The following is a 17912-nucleotide window of genomic DNA, read 5'->3' as shown; positions in this document are numbered from 1 at the left end:
CTCACACGACCTCATAACCGCCGTGACCAGCAGTTACCCCAGAACGCAATAGCCCTGGCCCGGGGATCGTGATCACGGCTCGACAAGGGCTTGTCGGGAGTGGTGGTTGGTCATGGCTCCGGCTTGGTGGCGGCGTCGGCGGATTGACCAGAGTAGCGGGTCGCCGTGGCAGGCGGGCGGGTTCGACGATCGGGTGTGGAACAGGTGGCGTAGCTCGTTGATTGACGGTCTTCTGTCGGCGGGACAGTCGCGGCCGGTGACGGCGGCGCTTGAAGGGCGTGCCGATGCGCCGCCGGCGCCCTGGTAGGCCTTGTCGGCGAAGGTGATCACGTTGGCGTTGCTCAGCGCGTCGATCAGGCCGTGGGTGCGGGCGGCGGTCAGGTCGTGCACGGCACCGGGCAGGGCGGGCGAGGCCCAGATGAGGCGTCCCTTGCAGTCCGCGATGACCTGCACGTTGATCCCGTGGCGCTTGTGCTCTCCGGAGTAGTACGGCTTCTGGTCCGCGACCCGGTCGATGGGGATCAGGGTGCCGTCGAGGATCGCGTAGGCGAGCCGGCTGATGCGCCTAATGGCCGCGTTCAGGTCCTCGGCGTGCACGGCGAGCAGGTCGATGGCTTCCCGGACGTACCGCCAGGCTGTCGTGACGCTGACCGCGAAGCCGCAGGCCAGGCGGGCGATGGTGTCACCGTTTCGGAGATGGGCCAGGGCGAGGAGGGCCTGCCGGCCGGCGTCGAGGCGCCGCCACCGGCCCCGGCGGCGGGTGAGTTCGGCGCGGATGAGGTCGGCCAGGTGGTTCAGGGTGCGGCTGGACAGCGCGACCGCGGACGGGTAAGACAGCACAGCGAGGCTCCCGGTTGGGGCATCGGATCTTGGTCGACTGCTGTCTTACCGGGAGCCTCCTCCTATGTCGACACGCCCTTCCCCGCACCCACCGTGACCAGGCCCATCACGATGAAAAGACCTCAGTGGTGCCCGCCGTAAGCGTCGGTGGGGTGGGGCAGGGCGATGAAGGCCTAGTCATAGTAGCGGTGGCCTTTCGGCGGGAAGTTCAGCGGCAAGGATGTCGACGCAGTAGACGCCGAGACCGATGATCACCCAGGATCATTTTGTTGGGAACTCCAAGAAGAGCCATCTGCTGGTTGTCTCGCGTCCTCAAGCCTGTCCGCCGCAAGGCGTCGGACGTGACGTTCTGACACGCCGGCGGCCACAGCCAACTCCGCCAGGCTGGCCTGGGGACGTTCGGCCCGCAGCCGGGCTACGACTTCTGCCGTCCGCTCCGTGTGTCCTGTGACTCCCTTGCGTCGCTCGGTTTGCCGCAGAGGCGGCGACACCAACGGTCGTCAAACCGTCGGCGACTCTGGCCTGCTGCGCTTGCTTCGTCTCAGTCACCGAGTCCGACGGGTGCGACTCCAGTCGTGGCGCAGACGCAGCATCGGAGGCCGACGGTTGCTGAGGGTGGACGGCGTCTGGCGTTCGAGGGTCGTTGCCCGAGGCCGGCTGCGCTCTGGTCAGCATCTCCACGACCAGCAGCAGCGCCACCGCCGGCCACGCCGCCACGATCCGCGCGCCGAGGCTCGGCTCGGCGGCGCGATGTTCGCCGCCATGCTGGCCGCCACCCCAACGGCGAACGCCGTCCGAGCCGATAGGCGCACCCGACGACCGGCGCGCTTATCCTCGACCATGGCCGCCGACGCGACAACCAGCATCCCGTCGACCGACAGCGGCAGCACATAGGCGACCTCGGGACGCTCACCGAACTTCAACGCCACGGCGACCATGTGACTCCACGACGACCAGGCAGCAATCCCGGCCACCGCCACCGTGCTCACGTCTCGGGCAAGCCGGGTCGGCGTAATCGAACCACCCCCAGCCCGAAACGTCGCTCGATGGCCCGGACCTCGACGGGACCCATGGACGGACGTCCGCCGATGTCCAGCCGCGTCTGGACATCAGCCCATCGCCGCCACCGTCGACCGACGTCGCTCGCGCCGCGGCCGGTCGCTCTCACGATGTCCGGTAGGTCCGCGCCCGCCCGCAGGGCAGCGTGGATCATCGAGGGTTGCCAGCGAGTCCACCAAAACACCATCGCACCAGACAACGCCAGCTCCGCCAGGACATCATCGAGTCCGGATTCCGGCGTCCGGGCGACGGCACGGTCGGGAAGATCGAGAAGGAGTTGGAACGGGTTGATCTCTTCCGCATCGGCGAATCGCACCGGTGGATCGGTCGGTAGGGCCGGGTTCATCGGGCACCCTCCGATGCCCGTGAGCTGGGCAAACGCAGGGGTAGCGGGTCGCCGGCGATCGTGGCGGTGTGGTTCGCATGGTGGTGCCTCCGGCCCACCTGTGGAACAGCGGTTGGCGGCCGGGTCGTCGCGCCGCGACCCTCGAGCCTGCGCCGAAGACCGCCGGCCATCTCGCCGTACGGCTGCTCCACCCGTTGGCGCTGGATGGTTGCTGACTGTCGATTATCTTGAGTGCGGCCAACTTGACCGTACGCTGACGGAACTCCGGCCGCTGTGGTGCGGCATCCGTGCACGGGGGATGCTCAGTCGGGCGGCATGATCGAGTGCAGGAGCGCCTGCGTCGCAGGCATCTGTCATGTTGGCGATTCATGGTTCTATGTGGACGTGCACAACGATGTCGGAATTACCGCCTACCTAGTCAACGAATCACGAGCACGGCGGGAGGATCTCGCGGCCGATCCGCTGGCGAGGGAGTGGATTTCGGGCGAGCAACGCGGCGCGGTTCGGGGCATGTGGGACGAATTTGCCGAATCGGTGTACCCCCACGACGACCTGGTCGTGTCTTTGCGTGGCCGCATCATCCTGGAAACCCTGACCCAGGCCTTGGAGAAGCGCAGCGACACGGTGCTGGTGGTGTGCGGCGCTGGCTTCTCCTCGTACCCATGGCTGCTGCCGTTCGCCGCGGCGATGGAGGTCGACCTGCCCAACATCGTGGCGACCAAGCGGCGACGAGTTGCCGAGCTGCGGGCAGCCGGGGTGCTCGATCAACGAGATGTCGATCAAATCGCGACGGATCTCAACGACCCGGAGGCACGTCGTCGTCTCCTGGGCCGCATCCGGCAGTTCGCCGCCGGGCGGCCCATCGCGTACGTGGCCGAGGGACTGATCTTCTATTTGCCGCCGGATGGCGCCAGGGCGGTCGTCGGACTGGGGGTCTCGGCGGGACCGGACACCCTGACGATGGTCAGCTACTGGCCGTTCTCCACCATGGACCATCCGGTGTTGTCAGCGCAACGCCGGTGGTTCCGGAAGCGGTCGGTGCCCGAAGACGCTACCTACCTGACGACCAGTGATCTCTCGACGATCGTGGGCAGCCCGGTGGACAACCACAGTCCCGAGGACCTCCAGCGCAGGTACCTCGGTGCGGTCGTCGTACCCGAGACCGAGCTGATCCCGGAGCATGTGGCGGTGGCCAGGCTATGACCGATGTGCTGCACATCCAGACCAGGGCCTACCCCCTGCACTACACGCTCGACCGTACGGTGAAGCGGGTGGTGCTGCCGGGACGGGGTGAGCTTCACCCCGTCCCGGGAACGCTCGCTTCGCTGGCCTACAACTCCGAGGAAACGCTCGAGGTCGATCTCACGGACATCGTCCGGGCCACGGTCAGCCTGCCCGAGGCAACGATCGTCAGCTGTCGGATCCGGCTCCTCGCCGCCGGTGCCGTATTCGTAGCGTACGCCCTGCTCCACCCGACCGATCTCCGAAAGCTCGACGCGCACGACTTGGCCGCGCTGGACGCGACGATCAACCGCAAGCTCCGCGAAGCCGACCGAGCGTTGCTGGGGGACGTGCTGGCCGGCGCGCAGCAGTCCGGGCTTCTCGGACACCTGGTGGTACCACCCGGTGGTGCCGCGGCCTCCGAATGGAAGGAGGTCGACCCCCGCGCCGTTCGATACAACTGTCATTTCATCGCCCGAGAGCCTGCCTGGGAACCAGATTGTCGGGTGCCGAAACTGGTGCTGGGCCCCCGCTGCCAGATCCTGCTGCCCTACACCTATGCCTGGGACGACAATCCGTCCCCGGAACGTATCGACGACATCCTGACGATGCTCGAACCCGCCGATATCACCGTCGCTCAGCAGTCGGTGCTGGTCGGCGCCAGCGCCGGCGGGCTCCGGATCCTGACCGAACTGGCCCAGGCGATCCCTGGACGGCTCGAGGGACCAGAGTTTCGTCGTTTCCTCGACAGCGTCTGGGCCGACTACCACCGACTCGACGCGTACCGCGTCGAGTCGGGCCAGGACCACCGCGCCACCTACCTCGCCGCCCGTGAGACCATCGGGCTCGACGGTACGCACGAGCGTGCGGAGAAGCTGCTCAACCACGTGAACGCCTCGCTGCTCGCCGAGTCTTCCCTGCGCAGCGAACAGCTGGACGGGCGGCTCAATCGGGTCGCCGCCGCGCTCACGGTGGTCGCGTCCGCGGCGTTCATGCTGGACATCGCCGCCTTCCTGCTGCCGGACGTGAACGGGCAGACGAAGGCGGTAACCGTCTCCGGGGTGGCCCTGTTGGCCGCCGGCCTGCTGGGCGCGACGATCTTCTGGTCCCGGAAACGGAACACTGACGGGGACAGGGTTCGCAGCGGTAGGCGTAACAGCAGCTCGTGATCGGATCGGCACTGGACGGCCGGTCCCCCCTGGTCGAGTTGACGTTCCCCGATCATCGACTTCACCTGCCCACATGCAGCGGCAGCGGGTCACCAGCGATGGTCGTCGGTTGGTTCGCATGGTGGTACGTCCGGCCCACTTTACGGCGGCGCGGTGCTGGACGGGCCGGGTCCTCTAACTCCTTCGTAGTGGTAGCGGCCCTGCGCGATCTGCACTGTGTCGTCCCTGATCCGGTAGACGCGGCGGTGTTCCTGGTCGATGCGTCTCGACCAGAATCCCGCCCAGCTGCCGCGGAGCTGCTCCGGTTTGCCAATGCCTTGGTGGCCGTTGCGTCGGATGGCCTCGATCGAGGCGTTCACTCGTTGAGCATCTGGCGATCTCGTTGCCAGGTCAGATAGGATCGCCCATCTCCCCACCCCCGCTGCGCAGCTCTTCGACGGCTTCATTCAGACGGCGCGCGTTGGCGGGGCTGGCCATCAGGTAGGCCGTCTCCTTCAACGACTCGTACTCGCGCAGCGAGCTGATGACAGCGGCCTGGGCTGACCTGTGCTTCTCGGTTCGCATGCTGGCTCAAGGTGTAGGCGAGCTGTAGTTGGCCCATGCCTCACGGCCCCGCCCGCCGCTGGGCGATCAGGCTCTCCTGGGATCGGCCAGCCGCCGCACATGGTACCCATGCACAGTGGTCGACCATGTCCGGCGTCGACAATGAGGTCAGCTGGGGCGCAGTGCTCGGCCGAGGAAGGTCCGGGTGAGTTCGGTGACTTCGTCGAGAGCGCTTTCCAGCAGGAAATGCCCCCCGTCCAGGAGGTGCACCTCGGCGTCGGGCAGGTCCTCGCCGAAGGCTGTCGCCCCATTCGGTGAGAAGATTTGGTCGTTGCCACCCCACACCGCCAGTACGGGAATCCGGTTGATCCGCAGGTGCTCCTGGAGCCGGGGGTACAGAGCGCGGTTCGTCCGGTAGTCGTGGAACAGGCGTAGCTGGACCTCGTCGTTGCCCGGACGCTGCAGCAGAGCGTGGTCCAGCGTCCAGGTGTCGGGGCTGACTACGCTCGGTTCCGGCACGCCGTGGGTGTACTGCCAGACGATGGCGTCACGTTCTAGCGCTGTGCGCAGGGCCGCCTCGGTCTGCGGGTTGCGGTCCTCGCCGTACGCCCAGATCGGGTTCCAGAAGTCGGGGACGAAGCCGGCGTCGTAGCCGTTGCCGTTCTGGCTGACGACGGCGCTGACCGGGCTGTGGGGCTGCAGGGCGAGCCGCCACCCGACCGGCGCGCCGTAGTCCTGCACGTAGATGGCGTACCGCTGCAGGCCGAGTTGGTCGAGCAGGCCGGCGGTGAGTCGGGTGAGTGAGTCGAAGCTGTAATCGAAATCGTTGACCGTGGGACTGTCTGACTGACCGAAGCCGAGGTGGTCGGGGGCGACCACGTGGTATCTGTCGGCCAGCCTCGGGATCAGCTCGCGGAACATGAACGAACTGCTGGGGTAGCCGTGCAGCAGCACCACGGCGGGAGCGTCGGACGGACCGGCCTCCCTATAGAAGAGCCGATGCCCCTCCACGACGGCGTATCGGTGGAACACTCGCATCTCTAACCTCCATTGCCGGATTCAGTGGTTATGAAGCTAGTGCTAGGATCCTAACCATGCAAGCCGGCAATGGAGGTTAGTTCAGTGACGGTGATCTCCACCGACGAGGAACTCCTGCTGTTCATCCTCAACAGCACCCCGGTGCTCGACGGCGAGGCGAAGGACCTCCTCGCCGACCCGGCCGAGGCACGATTGAGGCTGCGCGGCCTCGGCGGTACCGGCACCCGGGAGGAGTTGGACGCCGTACGCTCCGCCCGCCCTCTGTTGCAGGAGGTGGCCCGCGGCGATCGCCCCGCCGACTCCCTCGCACCACTACTGGTCGGGGTGCATCAGGCACCATGGCTGACGGCGACGCGGCTCGACTGGTCGCTGGTCGCCCCGCCGGATCACCGCAGCGTCGCGCGGGCAGTGCTCAGCTGGGCCGCCTTGCGCGAAAGCGCCCCCGGCCGCCTCCGACCCTGCGCGAACGGCGAGTGCCGCCTCTTTCTGGTCGATCGAAGTCGCTCGAACACCGCCCGCTGGTGCTCGATGGCAACCTGCGGTAACCGACTGAAAGCCCGCCGGCACTACCGCAGGATACGGACGGAACTCTGACCGGCCCGGGAACGGCCTACGACTGCGATCTCCGTCAGAAGGCCTGATCGTGCGCCCGGCCGCGCTCACGACATGCGCATCCGCAGCGGCAACGGGGTCACCATGGGATGGTCGTCGCCTGGTTCGCATGGTGGTACCTCACCTCCGGCCCGTAGCGGGAACGTTCCTGGTCAACCCTGCCTTCGGAACTGGCCGCCGCATTGGCGGCCCGCTCCGGCGGCCGAAGCCGGTGGCTGCGGGGGCCGGCCGGGCAGGCGACTGGTGGCAGGCTAGCGTCGGTGGGGTGAGAACCGGATCTGTCCGCGTCCTGCCCGCCGATGGCGATCTTGCCGAGGCGGCTGCCGTGTTGCGTACCGGCGGGTTGGTGGCCTTTCCCACCGAGACTGTCTACGGCCTGGGCGCGAACGCGTTGGACCCGCGGGCGGCGGCCCGGATCTTCGAGGCGAAAACGCGGCCGAGCTTCGATCCGTTGATCACCCACCTTGCCGACGCCGCCGATCTGGAGCCGCTGGTGGGTCCGGTACCCCCGGTGGTGGCGGCGCTGGCAGCTCGATTCTGGCCGGGGCCGCTGACGCTGATCGTGGACCGGCCCGCCGGAATTCCGCCGATCGTCACCTCCGGGCTGGCCAGCATGGCGATCCGGGTACCCGACCACGAACACGCCCGGCGGTTGATCGCTGCGGCGGGGGTGCCGGTGGCCGCGCCGAGCGCCAACCGGTTCGGTCAGCTCAGCCCGACCCGGGTTGAGCATGTGGTACGTGGTCTGGGCCGGGCCGTTGACCTCGTGCTGGACGGCGGGCCGACCCGGTGCGGAATTGAGTCGACGATCGTGGATGCTCGGGGCGAGCGTCCGGTGGTGTTGCGGCTCGGGGCGCTGTCGGTCGAGGAGTTGGCGAGGGTCACCGGTCCGGTGGCGGTGCGTCCGGGTAGCTCGGGGCAGCCGGTGGCACCGGGTACGCTGGCCGCGCACTACGCCCCGCGTACGCCTTTGCGGTTGCTGCCGGCCGCCGACGGGACGCCCGGTGCCGAACCCACGTCGGGCGGGGGACGGCGTGGCTATCTGGCCTTCAGAGATCGGCCGGTGCACGGCTGGGCCGCGGTGGAGGTGCTTTCCGTGAGCGGTGACCTGACCGAGGCTGCCGCCCGACTCTTCGACGCGCTGCACCGGCTGGACGCCGCCGGGGTAGCCGAGATCGTCGCTGAGCCGGTACCGGAAGTCGGCCTCGGTCGGGCCGTCAACGATCGGCTTCGGCGGGCAGCCGCCACCTGGCAACCAACCGGCTGACACCCCGCTGCGCCGCGACCACGACCTCCGGCAGAGCGTCAGGCCATGGGCCGCTGCTGTCACGCAGGGGAAGTGGTGGATGCGGGCTGCGGGTCATTGTGGGAGGGCTCCGGCTCGTCTTTCGGCTCGTCCTGCTCCGGGTTGCCGACCTGCGGGAGGCGGGCGACCAGTTGGGTGAGTGCGCCGTTGGCCAGGGTGGCGCCGAGCGCGGAGCCGGTGGCCATGGTCCAGCCGACCGGCCCGAGGGGGGTGCAGCCGAAGAAGTGGCTGAGCCCGGGCGTCTGCACCACCACCGCCAGTACGCCGAACGACGCGGCGGTCGAGGCGAGCACGGTTGGACTGGTGCCGCCGGCCAGCACCGTCTGACCGAGCTGCGTCCCGACCAGAGAGACCAGGGCGACGGTGCCGGCGCGCCGCCGGCGGCCGGTGTAGCGGGCCAGCGTCCAGCCGGCGGTCGCGCCCAGCGTGGTCGCGGCGGCACGCAGCCCGATCTCGCGGGTCATGGTCTGGCCGAGTGACCTGTCCGGCCCCTCGCGGAGCAGGTTGTCGGCGTGGTCACCGGGTGGTCGGACGGCGATGGCCAGCGCGGGGGCCATGTCGGTGAGCAGGTTGACCAGCAGCAGTTGACGCCCGTTGAGCGCGGCCTGGCCGGTGGTGGCGGCGGTCAGCACACTGAACGCGATCTCGCCGAGGTTGCCGCCTACCAGGATGCTCAGTGCGTGGCGCACCGAGGACCACATCGCCCGGCCCTCGACCAGGGTGGCGATGATGGTTTCCAGCCGGTCGTCGGTGACCACCAGGTCGGCGGCGGCCCGGGCCGCCGGGGTGCCCCGTTGACCGAGGGCGATACCCACGTCGGCCAGCCGGATGGCGGGCGCGTCGTTGGCGCCGTCGCCGGTCATCGCGACGGTCCGTCCGCACTTCTGCAACGCCTGGATGATGCGAACCTTGTGCGCCGGGGTGCAGCGGGCGACCACGTCGGTGGTGGCCAGCCGCTCGGCGAGGGCATCGTCGTCGAGTTGGTCGAGTTCGGTGGCGGTGACCACCCGCTGTTCGTCGTGGTCGCTGATGGTGGTGGCGATCGCCTCCGCGGTCGCCGGGTGGTCACCTGTGATCATGATGGTGTGCACGCCGGCCTGCCGGATCCGGCGCACCGCCGGTGCGGCGCTGGCGCGTACCCCGTCGGCGATCGCCAGGAAGCCGGTGAAGACGAGGCCGCGTACGCCGTCGTCGGTGACGTCCGGGCTCCCCACGGTGCACTCCGCGACAGCGAGGATGCGGTGTCCCGCTCCGGCCCGTTCGGCGAGCAGCGCCTGGAGTTCGGCGCGGCCGGCGTCGTCGAGCGGTTCGTCGCGCCCCGCAGTCCGACGGGCGGCGCAGCGGGGCAGCACAGTTTCGGGCGCACCCTTAACGCTCAGTAGCAGGCGACCCTGGGTCTCGCCGACTGTGGCGTGATAGCCCCGGGACGGCTCGAACGGCAACCCACCGGCGGCCCGCCAACCCGGTGCGCCCTGCTGTTCGTCGACCCCCACGGGCCGGGCGCCCCGCAGCACTGCCCGGTCGGTCTGCATCGACAACTCCTCCGGGTCGTCGGCCGCCGGGGTGGCCCGAAGCGCCGCCGCCAAGGTGCGGCGCAGCCGGTCGTCGAGCTGGGCCACCGGGGCGTAGCCGTCCGCGTCGCCGACCCCGACCAGCAGCAGGTGCCCCTCGGTGAGGGTGCCGGTCTTGTCGAAACAGAGGACGTCGACCCGCCCCAGCGCCTCGATGGTGCGCGGGTTGCGGACCAGAGCGCCATGCTCGGCGAGTCGCCGAGCGGCGGCCAGTTGGGCGGCGCTGACCAGAAAGGGCAGACCTTCGGGCACCGAGGCGACGGCGAGGTTCGCCGCGGTCGCCGCGGTCTGCGCCAGCGGTACGCCGCGCAGCAGCCCGGCACCGACCACCGCCACCGCCGAGGCGGCGGCCATCGGCACCGCGGCCCGGGTCAGCCGGCCCAGCCGGGCCTCGACCCCGCTGGCGGGTGGTGCCTGCCTGGCCAGGGCGATACTGTGCCCGGCCTCGGTGTCGGCGCCGGTGGCCACGACGACGGCAACTCCCCGCCCGGCAGCGATCGTCGTCCCCTCGTAGAGCATCGACGAGCGTTCGGCGACGGCTGCGGCCACCACCGGCAGATCGGACTTGGCAACCGGCAGGGACTCGCCTGTCAGGGAGGACTCGTCAGCCTCCAGCCCGACGAATTCCAACACCCGGCAGTCGGCGGGTATCGCGTCGCCGGATTCGAGCACGATCACGTCGCCGGGGACGAGTTCGTCGGCGGGAACCACCCGTTCGGCACCGTCCCGGCGGACCCGGGCGGTGACGGCGGAGCGGGACAGCAGCTGCGCCAGCGACTTCTCGGTGTTGCGCTGATGTACCGCGCCAACCAGCGCGGACCCGCCGACCACCCCACCGACCAGGGCGGCGTCGACGAGTGAGCCGAAGCTGGCGGAGAGTACCGCGCCGGCGGCGAGCACCGGGGTGAGCGGATTGGCCAGCTCGTCGACGAAGGCCCGCAGCAGCCCGCCCGGGCCGGACAGCTCGCCCGGGCCGGCGGTTCGCCGCCGCTCGGCCTCGCTGTCGGTCAACCCGTCGCGGCCGGTGGCGAGCTGTTCGAGGACGGTGGGTACCGGCATCAGATGCCAGGCGGTGCTGGTGGGCGGGGGTGAGTCGCTCCGTTCGGAGAGCCGGCCGGCCCGCCACACACCGTGCGCGAAGGCCAGTGCCGCCGCGCTGTTGACCGAGGCGAGCGTGCGTCCGGGCAGCAGGGCGGGGTCGGCGGTGAAGGCGCCGAGTGCGCCGAGGCCGCTGCCAGCCAGCCCGATGCGCAGGTTCTGCGCGGTCATCCGGCGGGCCACCCCGGCCGCGTCGATGATCAGGGCGACCGTTTTCAGGTCCGTGCCGACCAACAGGTGCGCCCCCCACGGCGGCGGCTCGTCGGGTTCGGCGAGACCGAGCCCGCAGTCCGCGGCGGCGAGGGCCGTCCGGTCGCCGGAGACCAGCATCACCACGGCACCTTCGCGTTGCAGCGTGCGCACCGATTCGGCCAGCCGGTCGCCCCCGGGTACCAGCGCGTCGGCGGTGTGCCGTTGGGCGTCGCCACCAGCCAGGACGAGTCGCAGGCCGGCGTGCCGGGCCACTGCCGGCAGGGCTTCGACGCCGGGTGCCGGTTCCGGCTCGACCTGCAGGACAGCGGTGAGGGCGTCGCCCTGGGCGAGGCCGAGCAGGTCGCCACCGGACGCGCGAAGCCGCCGGCTGTCGTCGGTGTCGCCGGGGTCGCTCACGTCGAGCCGGTCCAGCGGGCCGAGCCGCCAGCCGTCGAGTTGGCGTACCTCGGTGGGGGCGTTGGGCTCGAAGAGGGTGAACGCCCGCGTCGCCACCTGGGAGGTGTCCGCGCCCGGCAGTGGAGCCAGGTCGACCAGTACGCCCCGGTCGGAGCCGAGCACCCGGGCATCCAGGACCAGTGTGTCGATCCGGTCGAGTTCGCGGAGCACGCTCCGGTCCATCGCGATGACGCCGCGCCTGGCGAGAATCCGACCGAGTTGGGCGGCGTACCCCTCACGTCCGCTGCCCGGTGCCTTGGGTAGCGCGGACAGGCCCAGGGCGGCGGCCCTCTTGACGCCGACCACGGGCGTCGCCGCGGCGAAAGCTGCCGCTCCGCCGCCGAGCATCCGGCTGACGTACCGCTCGACTGGGCCGTCCGGCTTGGGGCACGGGCGCTCGTAGGCGGGCGTGCGGGCGACGGCACGGTCCGGTTCTCCGGTGAGTCGAGACTCGGCTTTCTCCCAGGCCCGCAGCTGGGCCAGCCCTTCACCCCACTGCACGATCCGCTGCGCTCCGTCGAGCACAATGCCGGTCCAGCCGCCGGTGAGGCCCTGCACGACCGCCTCGGCGAGCGGGAAGAGGAGTTCGGCGCGGGGGTCGCGGCGCAGGCCGAGTCCTGCGAGGGCATGTAACTTCGGATGCAGGTCGATGGCGGTGAGCAGGCCGGAGACCTCGCCGGGGATCGGGGTGACGGGCAGGATCCGGGTGGCCGCGGAGATGGTCAGCCCGAGCGCGTCGGAGGCGAGCGCGCCGAGGGTACGCGGGGTGCGGGGCCCCTCCTCGGGTGGATGCGGCGGCGGGATCTCCGGGTCCGGCTCGTGTGGGCAGGCGCGCTCCACCCGGGAGATGGCGGCGACGAGTTCGCTAACCTTCGGTCCTGGCGTGTCGACCGCGACGACCACCCGGCCGGAGGGTGCGTTGACCCGGGCCCAGAGCACCCCGGGCATCCGTTCCAGTGCCGTCTCCACCTGGCTGGCCAGCGTGTCGCCGCCGTCCTGGCAGACGCCGTGCACCTCGATGTGGTGCCGCCCGGGGCGGGACCAGATTCGCCGACTAGTCAGCCCGACCGCGCGGGCCAGCCGGGTGGCGGCGGCACCCAAGCTGCGGGAGGCGTCGCCCACCACTGGTGGTACGGGGACGGCGCCAAGCCGCATCTTGCCTCCTACCGTTCGTGCCCGGCGGCATGGCTTCCCAGCCGGACGTCCCTTATGCCCTGCCAGGAGGGGGAAGTTTCCTGGTGGTGTCGGCATGGACGGCGTCGGTGGGGAAATCCGGGGGTGGCCGTTGTCGTCACGGGGAGGCGAGATGAGTTCGATCACACGACAGCTCAGCGGGACACGCGAGACGTTGCGGGTGTTCACCCGTCGGGTGGACGTTCCCTGGCTCGGTGAGGTGGCGGTGCCGCCGCCGGACAAGCTCGCCTACTACGCGGGGCTCGGGGTGCTAACCGCGCTTCAGGTGATCGAGTGGCCGTTGGCGCTCGTGATCACGGCCGGGCACCTGCTCGCCGACCAGCATCTGTCCGGCTTGGCCAAAGGGGTGGGCGAGGCGCTGGAGACCGCCTGAGGGTAAAGCGGGGTCACCCTTGACCTGAAGACGGGTTGAGGTTCGAGGCTTGGCGCATGGTGACCGCCCCACCCTCGGCACGAGCCGATTCGCTCTTCGCTTCCCGGTTGCGGGCGATGACGGTCGGCAGTGTCGCGCTGGTCTCGTTACTGGCGTTCGAGGCACTGGCGGTCGGCACCGCCATGCCGACCGTCGCCCGTGCGCTGGACGGGCTGGCGTTGTACGGGTTCGCCTTCGGCGGTCCCTTCGCCGCCGGGGTGGTGGCGCTGTACGTGATCGTCGCGCGGGCGTACCCGGAGCGGCTGCACCGCCGAATCTTCGCCGCGTTCGCCGCCGCGTGGGTCGTCCCGTCACTGGTCGGGCCGGTGGTTGCGGGACTGGTCGTGGAGCACTTCGGATGGCGGTGGGTCTTCCTGGCGGTGCCGGCAGTGGCGGTGCCGGCGGTGCTGCTGGTCCACCCCGGGCTGGGCGCGGTCCACGCGCCGGGTGCCGTCGGCTCGACGGCCGGGGCGGGCGCCCGGATCGGCTGGGCTTGCGGGGGCGGGGGTGAGCACCGCACTGTTGCACATCGGGGGTCAGCAGCGCGGCCTCGCCGCCGTGGTGTCGGTCGGGATCGCCCTGGTCGGGCTGCTTGTCTGCGCCGTTCGTGCTGCTGACCCTGGCCCTGCTTGCCCTTCCGCTGCTCGGGCGCCGGGCGGCGGCGTTGCTGCCCCGGGTCCCGGACTGACGACGCGGTGCGTGCCTGGCGGCAGGCCCGTGCATCTCGACGCCCGGTGCAGCCGATCCGGTTCCCCGGGCGGCTCGGCCGGGAGCTGCGCTCCGGTGGCCTGGTCACCGACGCCCGGCCGACCGGGCGGCGTACCTGCGCCGACTACCTTACCGACACGTACGGGCGAACGGCCGCAAGATGACACCTGCTCCCGTTCACGTTCGTCCTACCTTCGGCTCATGCTCACCTTCGTGGTCACCAGCCTCCTGTACGTCTGCGGGTTCGTCTTCCTCTACGGGGTGATCCGGTTCGCCGTCCGGCATTCGCTGGAGGATGTCGAGATGCGCCGGGTCCAGGCCGAGCGGGCGGAGGAGATGGCCGTGTCCCGGGACCGGGCCCTGCTGGAGAGGCACGGCTTCCTGACCAACGACTGACCCGCGGCTGCTCCCAGGCCGTCCGGCCGGCTGGCGGTCCGGCTGGGTGTCCGGCCGTCAGGCCCGGATGCGACGATCGCAGGCGTGATGGGAACGTTGAAGACCGAGCCGGCCCGCACCCGCACCGACCTGCTGGCGCCGCCGGTCGCCGTCGCGCTGGCCCAGTGGCCCGCCGAGGCCCCGGTGGACGTCGACGCGGTGCTGGTCGCGCCGATCGACGCCGATCTCGCCGACACCGCGGCCTTCTGCGCCGCGTACGAGGTGCGGCTGGAGGAGTCGGCCAACTGTGTGGTGGTGGCCGGCAAGCGTGACGGGGTGATCCGTTACGCGGCCTGCCTGGTGCTCGCCACCACCCGGGCCGACGTCAACGGGGTGGCCCGGCGGGCGCTGGACGTGCGCAAGGCCAGCTTCGCCCCGATGACAGACGCGGTCGAGCTGACCGGCATGGAGTACGGCGGAATCACCCCGATCGGGCTGCCGCCGCAGTGGCCCATCCTGGTCGACGCGCGGGTGGTGGCCACGCCGTACGTGGTCGTCGGGTCGGGCGTACGGCACAGCAAGATCGCGCTGCCGGGCCCGGCGCTGGCCGCGTTGCCCAACGCCCGCGTGGTGGAGGACCTGGCCAGGCCGACCTGACCGTCGACGGATATCGATGCTGTTGCACGTGAAACATCACCGGCGTCGATAGCGGGCGGGCTCAGTCGGCGGTGGACTCGCACTGCTCGACCTCGGTGAGGGCGGCGAGCAGGGTGGCCGGCTCCTGGGCTCCGGTGACCGCGTACTTTCCGGCGAGCACGATGGTGGGCACACTGGTCACGCCGAGCTCCCGCGCGGCGTTCAGCTCGGCCACCCCCTCGTCCGAGTCGAGGAAGATCGCCCGCTCGTAGTCGAGCTTCAGACCGACGCTCGCCCCAGCCCCGCAGGTCAGCCGATCTGTTCCCGGACCTGCCGCTTGAGCCGGGCAAGGATGGCGGTGCCACCGCGTACCCGCAGTGGGCTGATCGCCTGGGCCAGGCCCATCCGCTGGTACAGGTCGTCCGGCACGGCGAGCACCTGCTCCGCACTGGCGTCGGCCAGCCCTTCGGCGAGGATGCCGGCGAACGCCCGGGTGGTGGGCGCCTCCGGCGGGCAGTCGAACAGTGTCCGTACGGTGCCCTGCGGGGTGATCTCGGCACGCAGGAAGAACGGCGTCTGGCACTCCACGACCTGCTCCATGCCCTCGTGGCCCGGCTGCCCAGCCGGCAGCGGCGGAACGGCGTCGGAGAACTCCAGCAGCATCTCCACAACCATCTCGCGTGGCGCGGCGGCGAACTCCTCGACGATCTCGGCGAGCTTGCTTGGCATCTCGGGCATCCCGTCAGGCTACCGGCGCCGCCCCGCTAACCCGTGGGCGACTGTTCGCTGATCTCACCGAGCGCGGAGGTGGGATCGAGCTGCATCGCCAGGTCGCCCAGGGAGACGATGCCAACCAGCTTGCGCTCGCTGTCGCAGACCAGCACCCGTCGGATGCCCCGCTCGCGCATCAGCGAAGCGGCCTCCGAGGCGGTGCAGAACTGCTCGATCATCACGACCTCCCGGGTGACGATCGAGGCGATGGTGGTGGTGTTCGCGGCGGCGTTCTCGGCCACCGCGCGTACCACGATGTCCCGGTCGGTCAGGATGCCGGCCAGGTTGGCGCCGTCGGTGACGACGACGTCGCCGATGTCGGCCTCCTTCATCACCCTGGCCGCCTCGTCGAGGGTGGTCTCCGCCGGCAGGTAGATCACCTGCCGGGTCATCGCGTCAGCGACCCGGTAACCGGTCATCATGGAACCTCCAGACAACATGCAGCTCATCGAAGTGCGGTACCCCGTGAACTGACGGCTACACCGCGACCTTGCCCACCTCGCTCAGTAGCTGCTCCGCCAGGTCCTCCACCGGCAGGTCGGTGCGTTCGCCGGTCGCCCGGTCACGCAACTCGACGTACCCGTCGGCCAGGCGGCGTCCGAACACGACGGTGCGAGGGATGCCGATCAGCTCGGCGTCGGTGAACTTCACCCCGGTGGAGACCCCGGCGCGGTCGTCGACCAGCACCCGCAGGCCGCCGGCGGCCAGCCGGGCACCGAGGTCGAGTGCCGCATCCACCTGTGGACCCTTGCCGGCGGCCACCAGGTGTACGTCAACCGGAGAGACCGGTGCCGGCCAGACCAGTCCACGCTCGTCGTGATGCTGCTCCGCGATCGCCGCCACCGCCCGGGAGACCCCGATGCCGTAGCAGCCCATGGTCGGGCGGACCGGCTTGCCCTGCGGACCGAGCACGTCGACGGCGAAGACGTCGGTGTACCGGCGGCCGAGCTGAAAAATGTGGCCGATCTCAATGCCCCGGCGCATGGTCAGCCGGCCGGTGGCGCAGGCCGGACAGGGGTCGCCGGGCCGCACCTCGGCGGCCTCGACCGTGCCGTCGGCAGTGAAGTCCCGGCCACACACCACATCGGTGGCGTGCCTACCCGGCTCGTTCGCACCGGTCAGCCAGGCGCTACCCGGCACGACCCGGGGGTCGACCAGGTAGCGCACACCGAGCTTGCCGAAGACCTGCGGTCCGAGGTACCCGCGGACCAGCTCGGGATGTTCGGGCCAGGCGTCGAAGACGTCCACGGCGGCCGGTGCCAATGCGGCGGCCAACCGCTTCAGGTCCACCTCCCGGTCACCGGGCAACCCGATCACCAGTAGCTCGGTCGTCTCCGCCGCCGGCCGCCCAACGGTCAGCACCACATTCTTCAGGACGTCGGCGGCCGTCCAGTCGTCCCGGCCGGCGAGCCGGCGGTCATTGGCGAGCGCGACCAGGCTGGCGATGGTCGGCGTCTCGGGAGTGTCGTGCACCTCGGTCGTCGGCCGGGCCTGCGGGTCACCGGCCGCCGGGACGGGGGTGGTGACCGCCTCGGTGTTGGCCGCGTAGACGCAGTCGGCGCACCCGACGTAGGTGTCCTCACCGACCGGCGTGGTGGCCAGAAACTCCTCCGACGCCGAACCGCCCATCGCGCCCGACATCGCGTGTACCACGGCGTAGTCCAGGCCCAGTCGGTCAAAGATCCGCCGGTAGCTGTCGCGGTGCCGCTCGTACGCCGCCCGCAGGCCTGCCTCGTCCAGGTCGAAGGAGTACGCGTCCTTCATCAGGAACTCGCGCCCGCGTAGCAGTCCGGCGCGGGGCCGGGCCTCGTCGCGGAACTTCGTCTGGATCTGGAACAACGTCACCGGAAAGTCGCGGTACGAGGTGAACAGGTCCTTCACCAGCAGCGCGGCCAACTCCTCGTGGGTGGGTGCGAGCAGGTGCTCGGCGCCCCGCCGGTCGGCCAGGGTGAAGATGTCGTCGCCGTACTCCGTCCACCGGCCGCTCGTGCGGTACGGCTCGGCCGGCAGCAGCGCCGGGAAGTGCACCTCCTGGTCGCCGATCGCGGTCATCTCGGCCCGGACGATCTCGCTGATCCGGTCCAGCACCAGCCTGCCCAGCGGCAGCCAGGTGTAGCCGCCCGGAGCGGCCCGGCGGATGTAGCCGGCGCGCAGCAGCAGCCGGTGGCTCGGCACCTCCGCGTCGGCCGGGTCCTCGCGCCGGGTCCGGATCAGCGATGTCGACATCCGCAGCAGCATTGCCGCAGCGTACGACCGACGACCGCCGACAGGCGACTGAGTAAGGAAGGGCCCCTTGTTAACCTGCGGTAGAGCAGGGGCCCCTTGTTAACACCCGCACCCGGAGCGCGATTACGCGAGGATGGGC

At 70.4% G+C, this 17912-nt stretch carries 18 protein-coding genes and 2 pseudogenes; 9 read left to right on the top strand and 11 right to left on the bottom strand.

The features are described 5' to 3' along the window. Window positions 1-217: 217 nt before the first annotated feature. The 3 genes and pseudogenes from ACFHWY_RS25025 to ACFHWY_RS25015 all read right to left on the bottom strand — a co-directional run. Window positions 218-840: pseudogene (locus tag ACFHWY_RS25025) on the bottom strand (transposase family protein); the annotation flags it as partial. Window positions 841-1508: 668 nt separating this feature from the next. Further along, window positions 1509-1814 (bottom strand): DUF2637 domain-containing protein, encoded by a 306-nt coding sequence (locus ACFHWY_RS25020; RefSeq protein ID WP_416582706.1) that lies wholly within the window; start codon window positions 1812-1814, stop codon window positions 1509-1511. A gap of 11 nt (window positions 1815-1825) precedes the next feature. Then, window positions 1826-2245: a hypothetical protein gene (locus ACFHWY_RS25015; protein ID WP_416582702.1), complete on the bottom strand. Its 420-nt coding sequence runs from the start codon at window positions 2243-2245 to the stop codon at window positions 1826-1828. Between the two features lie 273 nt (window positions 2246-2518). On the opposite strand from ACFHWY_RS25015, the gene ACFHWY_RS25010 reads away from it, so the two are divergent. Both ACFHWY_RS25010 and ACFHWY_RS25005 read left to right on the top strand, forming a co-directional pair. Next, window positions 2519-3448, top strand: coding sequence for a class I SAM-dependent methyltransferase (locus ACFHWY_RS25010; protein WP_416582701.1), 930 nt, complete (start codon window positions 2519-2521; stop codon window positions 3446-3448). Further along, a complete protein-coding gene (locus ACFHWY_RS25005) occupies window positions 3445-4635 on the top strand; it encodes a hypothetical protein (RefSeq protein WP_416582700.1) in 1191 nt (396 codons plus the stop codon). The genes ACFHWY_RS25010 and ACFHWY_RS25005 overlap by 4 nt, the downstream gene beginning before the upstream one ends. A 140-nt stretch (window positions 4636-4775) precedes the next feature. Here ACFHWY_RS25005 and ACFHWY_RS25000 read toward each other — a convergent pair whose 3' ends face one another. The 3 genes from ACFHWY_RS25000 to ACFHWY_RS24990 form a co-directional block, all read right to left on the bottom strand. Continuing rightward, window positions 4776-4994, bottom strand: a complete 219-nt coding sequence (locus ACFHWY_RS25000; protein ID WP_416582699.1) for a Txe/YoeB family addiction module toxin — start codon at window positions 4992-4994, stop codon at window positions 4776-4778. A gap of 31 nt (window positions 4995-5025) precedes the next feature. Then, the gene (locus ACFHWY_RS24995) at window positions 5026-5199 is read right to left on the bottom strand and encodes a type II toxin-antitoxin system Phd/YefM family antitoxin (protein WP_416582698.1); all 174 of its coding nucleotides are present in this window, start codon (window positions 5197-5199) and stop codon (window positions 5026-5028) included. A gap of 147 nt (window positions 5200-5346) precedes the next feature. After that, a complete protein-coding gene (locus ACFHWY_RS24990) occupies window positions 5347-6216 on the bottom strand; it encodes an alpha/beta fold hydrolase (protein ID WP_416582697.1) in 870 nt (289 codons plus the stop codon). An 84-nt stretch (window positions 6217-6300) separates the two neighbouring features. On the opposite strand from ACFHWY_RS24990, the gene ACFHWY_RS24985 reads away from it, so the two are divergent. Next, on the top strand, window positions 6301-6810 hold the full coding sequence (locus ACFHWY_RS24985; RefSeq protein WP_416582696.1) for a CGNR zinc finger domain-containing protein: 510 nt from the start codon (window positions 6301-6303) through the stop codon (window positions 6808-6810). A 307-nt stretch (window positions 6811-7117) separates the two neighbouring features. Continuing rightward, window positions 7118-8095, top strand: coding sequence for an L-threonylcarbamoyladenylate synthase (locus ACFHWY_RS24980; RefSeq protein WP_416582705.1), 978 nt, complete (start codon window positions 7118-7120; stop codon window positions 8093-8095). A gap of 59 nt (window positions 8096-8154) precedes the next feature. On the opposite strand, the gene ACFHWY_RS24975 is transcribed toward ACFHWY_RS24980, so the two are convergent. Then, window positions 8155-12606 carry an HAD-IC family P-type ATPase gene (locus ACFHWY_RS24975; protein WP_416582695.1) on the bottom strand — a complete coding sequence of 1484 codons (4452 nt, stop codon included), beginning with the start codon at window positions 12604-12606 and terminating at the stop codon, window positions 8155-8157. Window positions 12607-12700: 94 nt separating this feature from the next. Here ACFHWY_RS24975 and ACFHWY_RS24970 point away from each other — a divergent pair, with 94 nt between their 5' ends. From ACFHWY_RS24970 to ACFHWY_RS24950, 5 genes are all read left to right on the top strand, one after another. After that, window positions 12701-13018, top strand: coding sequence for a hypothetical protein (locus tag ACFHWY_RS24970; RefSeq protein WP_416582694.1), 318 nt, complete (start codon window positions 12701-12703; stop codon window positions 13016-13018). 56 nt (window positions 13019-13074) lie between these two features. Continuing rightward, window positions 13075-13674 (top strand): MFS transporter, encoded by a 600-nt coding sequence (locus ACFHWY_RS24965; RefSeq protein ID WP_416582693.1) that lies wholly within the window; start codon window positions 13075-13077, stop codon window positions 13672-13674. 117 nt (window positions 13675-13791) lie between these two features. After that, on the top strand, window positions 13792-13929 hold the full coding sequence (locus ACFHWY_RS24960) for a hypothetical protein (RefSeq protein WP_416582692.1): 138 nt from the start codon (window positions 13792-13794) through the stop codon (window positions 13927-13929). 37 nt (window positions 13930-13966) lie between these two features. Continuing rightward, window positions 13967-14161: a hypothetical protein gene (locus ACFHWY_RS24955; protein ID WP_416582691.1), complete on the top strand. Its 195-nt coding sequence runs from the start codon at window positions 13967-13969 to the stop codon at window positions 14159-14161. 87 nt (window positions 14162-14248) lie between these two features. Then, window positions 14249-14797, top strand: a complete 549-nt coding sequence (locus ACFHWY_RS24950) for a YbaK/EbsC family protein (protein WP_416582704.1) — start codon at window positions 14249-14251, stop codon at window positions 14795-14797. A 61-nt stretch (window positions 14798-14858) separates the two neighbouring features. Here ACFHWY_RS24950 and ACFHWY_RS24945 read toward each other — a convergent pair. From ACFHWY_RS24945 to ACFHWY_RS24930, 4 genes and pseudogenes are all read right to left on the bottom strand, one after another. Beyond that, window positions 14859-15032 (bottom strand): annotated as a pseudogene (locus ACFHWY_RS24945) (DsbA family oxidoreductase); the annotation flags it as partial. 53 nt (window positions 15033-15085) lie between these two features. Then, the gene (locus ACFHWY_RS24940; RefSeq protein ID WP_416582690.1) at window positions 15086-15514 is read right to left on the bottom strand and encodes a SufE family protein; all 429 of its coding nucleotides are present in this window, start codon (window positions 15512-15514) and stop codon (window positions 15086-15088) included. A gap of 26 nt (window positions 15515-15540) precedes the next feature. Next, window positions 15541-15966, bottom strand: a complete 426-nt coding sequence (locus ACFHWY_RS24935; RefSeq protein ID WP_416582689.1) for a CBS domain-containing protein — start codon at window positions 15964-15966, stop codon at window positions 15541-15543. Window positions 15967-16024: 58 nt separating this feature from the next. Further along, window positions 16025-17785, bottom strand: coding sequence for a proline--tRNA ligase (locus ACFHWY_RS24930; RefSeq protein ID WP_416582688.1), 1761 nt, complete (start codon window positions 17783-17785; stop codon window positions 16025-16027). Window positions 17786-17912 lie beyond the last annotated feature (127 nt).

This window comes from Micromonospora sp. LOL_024, assembly GCF_048060415.1.
GTDB lineage: Bacteria > Actinomycetota > Actinomycetes > Mycobacteriales > Micromonosporaceae > Micromonospora.
This window is presented reverse-complemented; position numbering and strand designations above follow the sequence as displayed.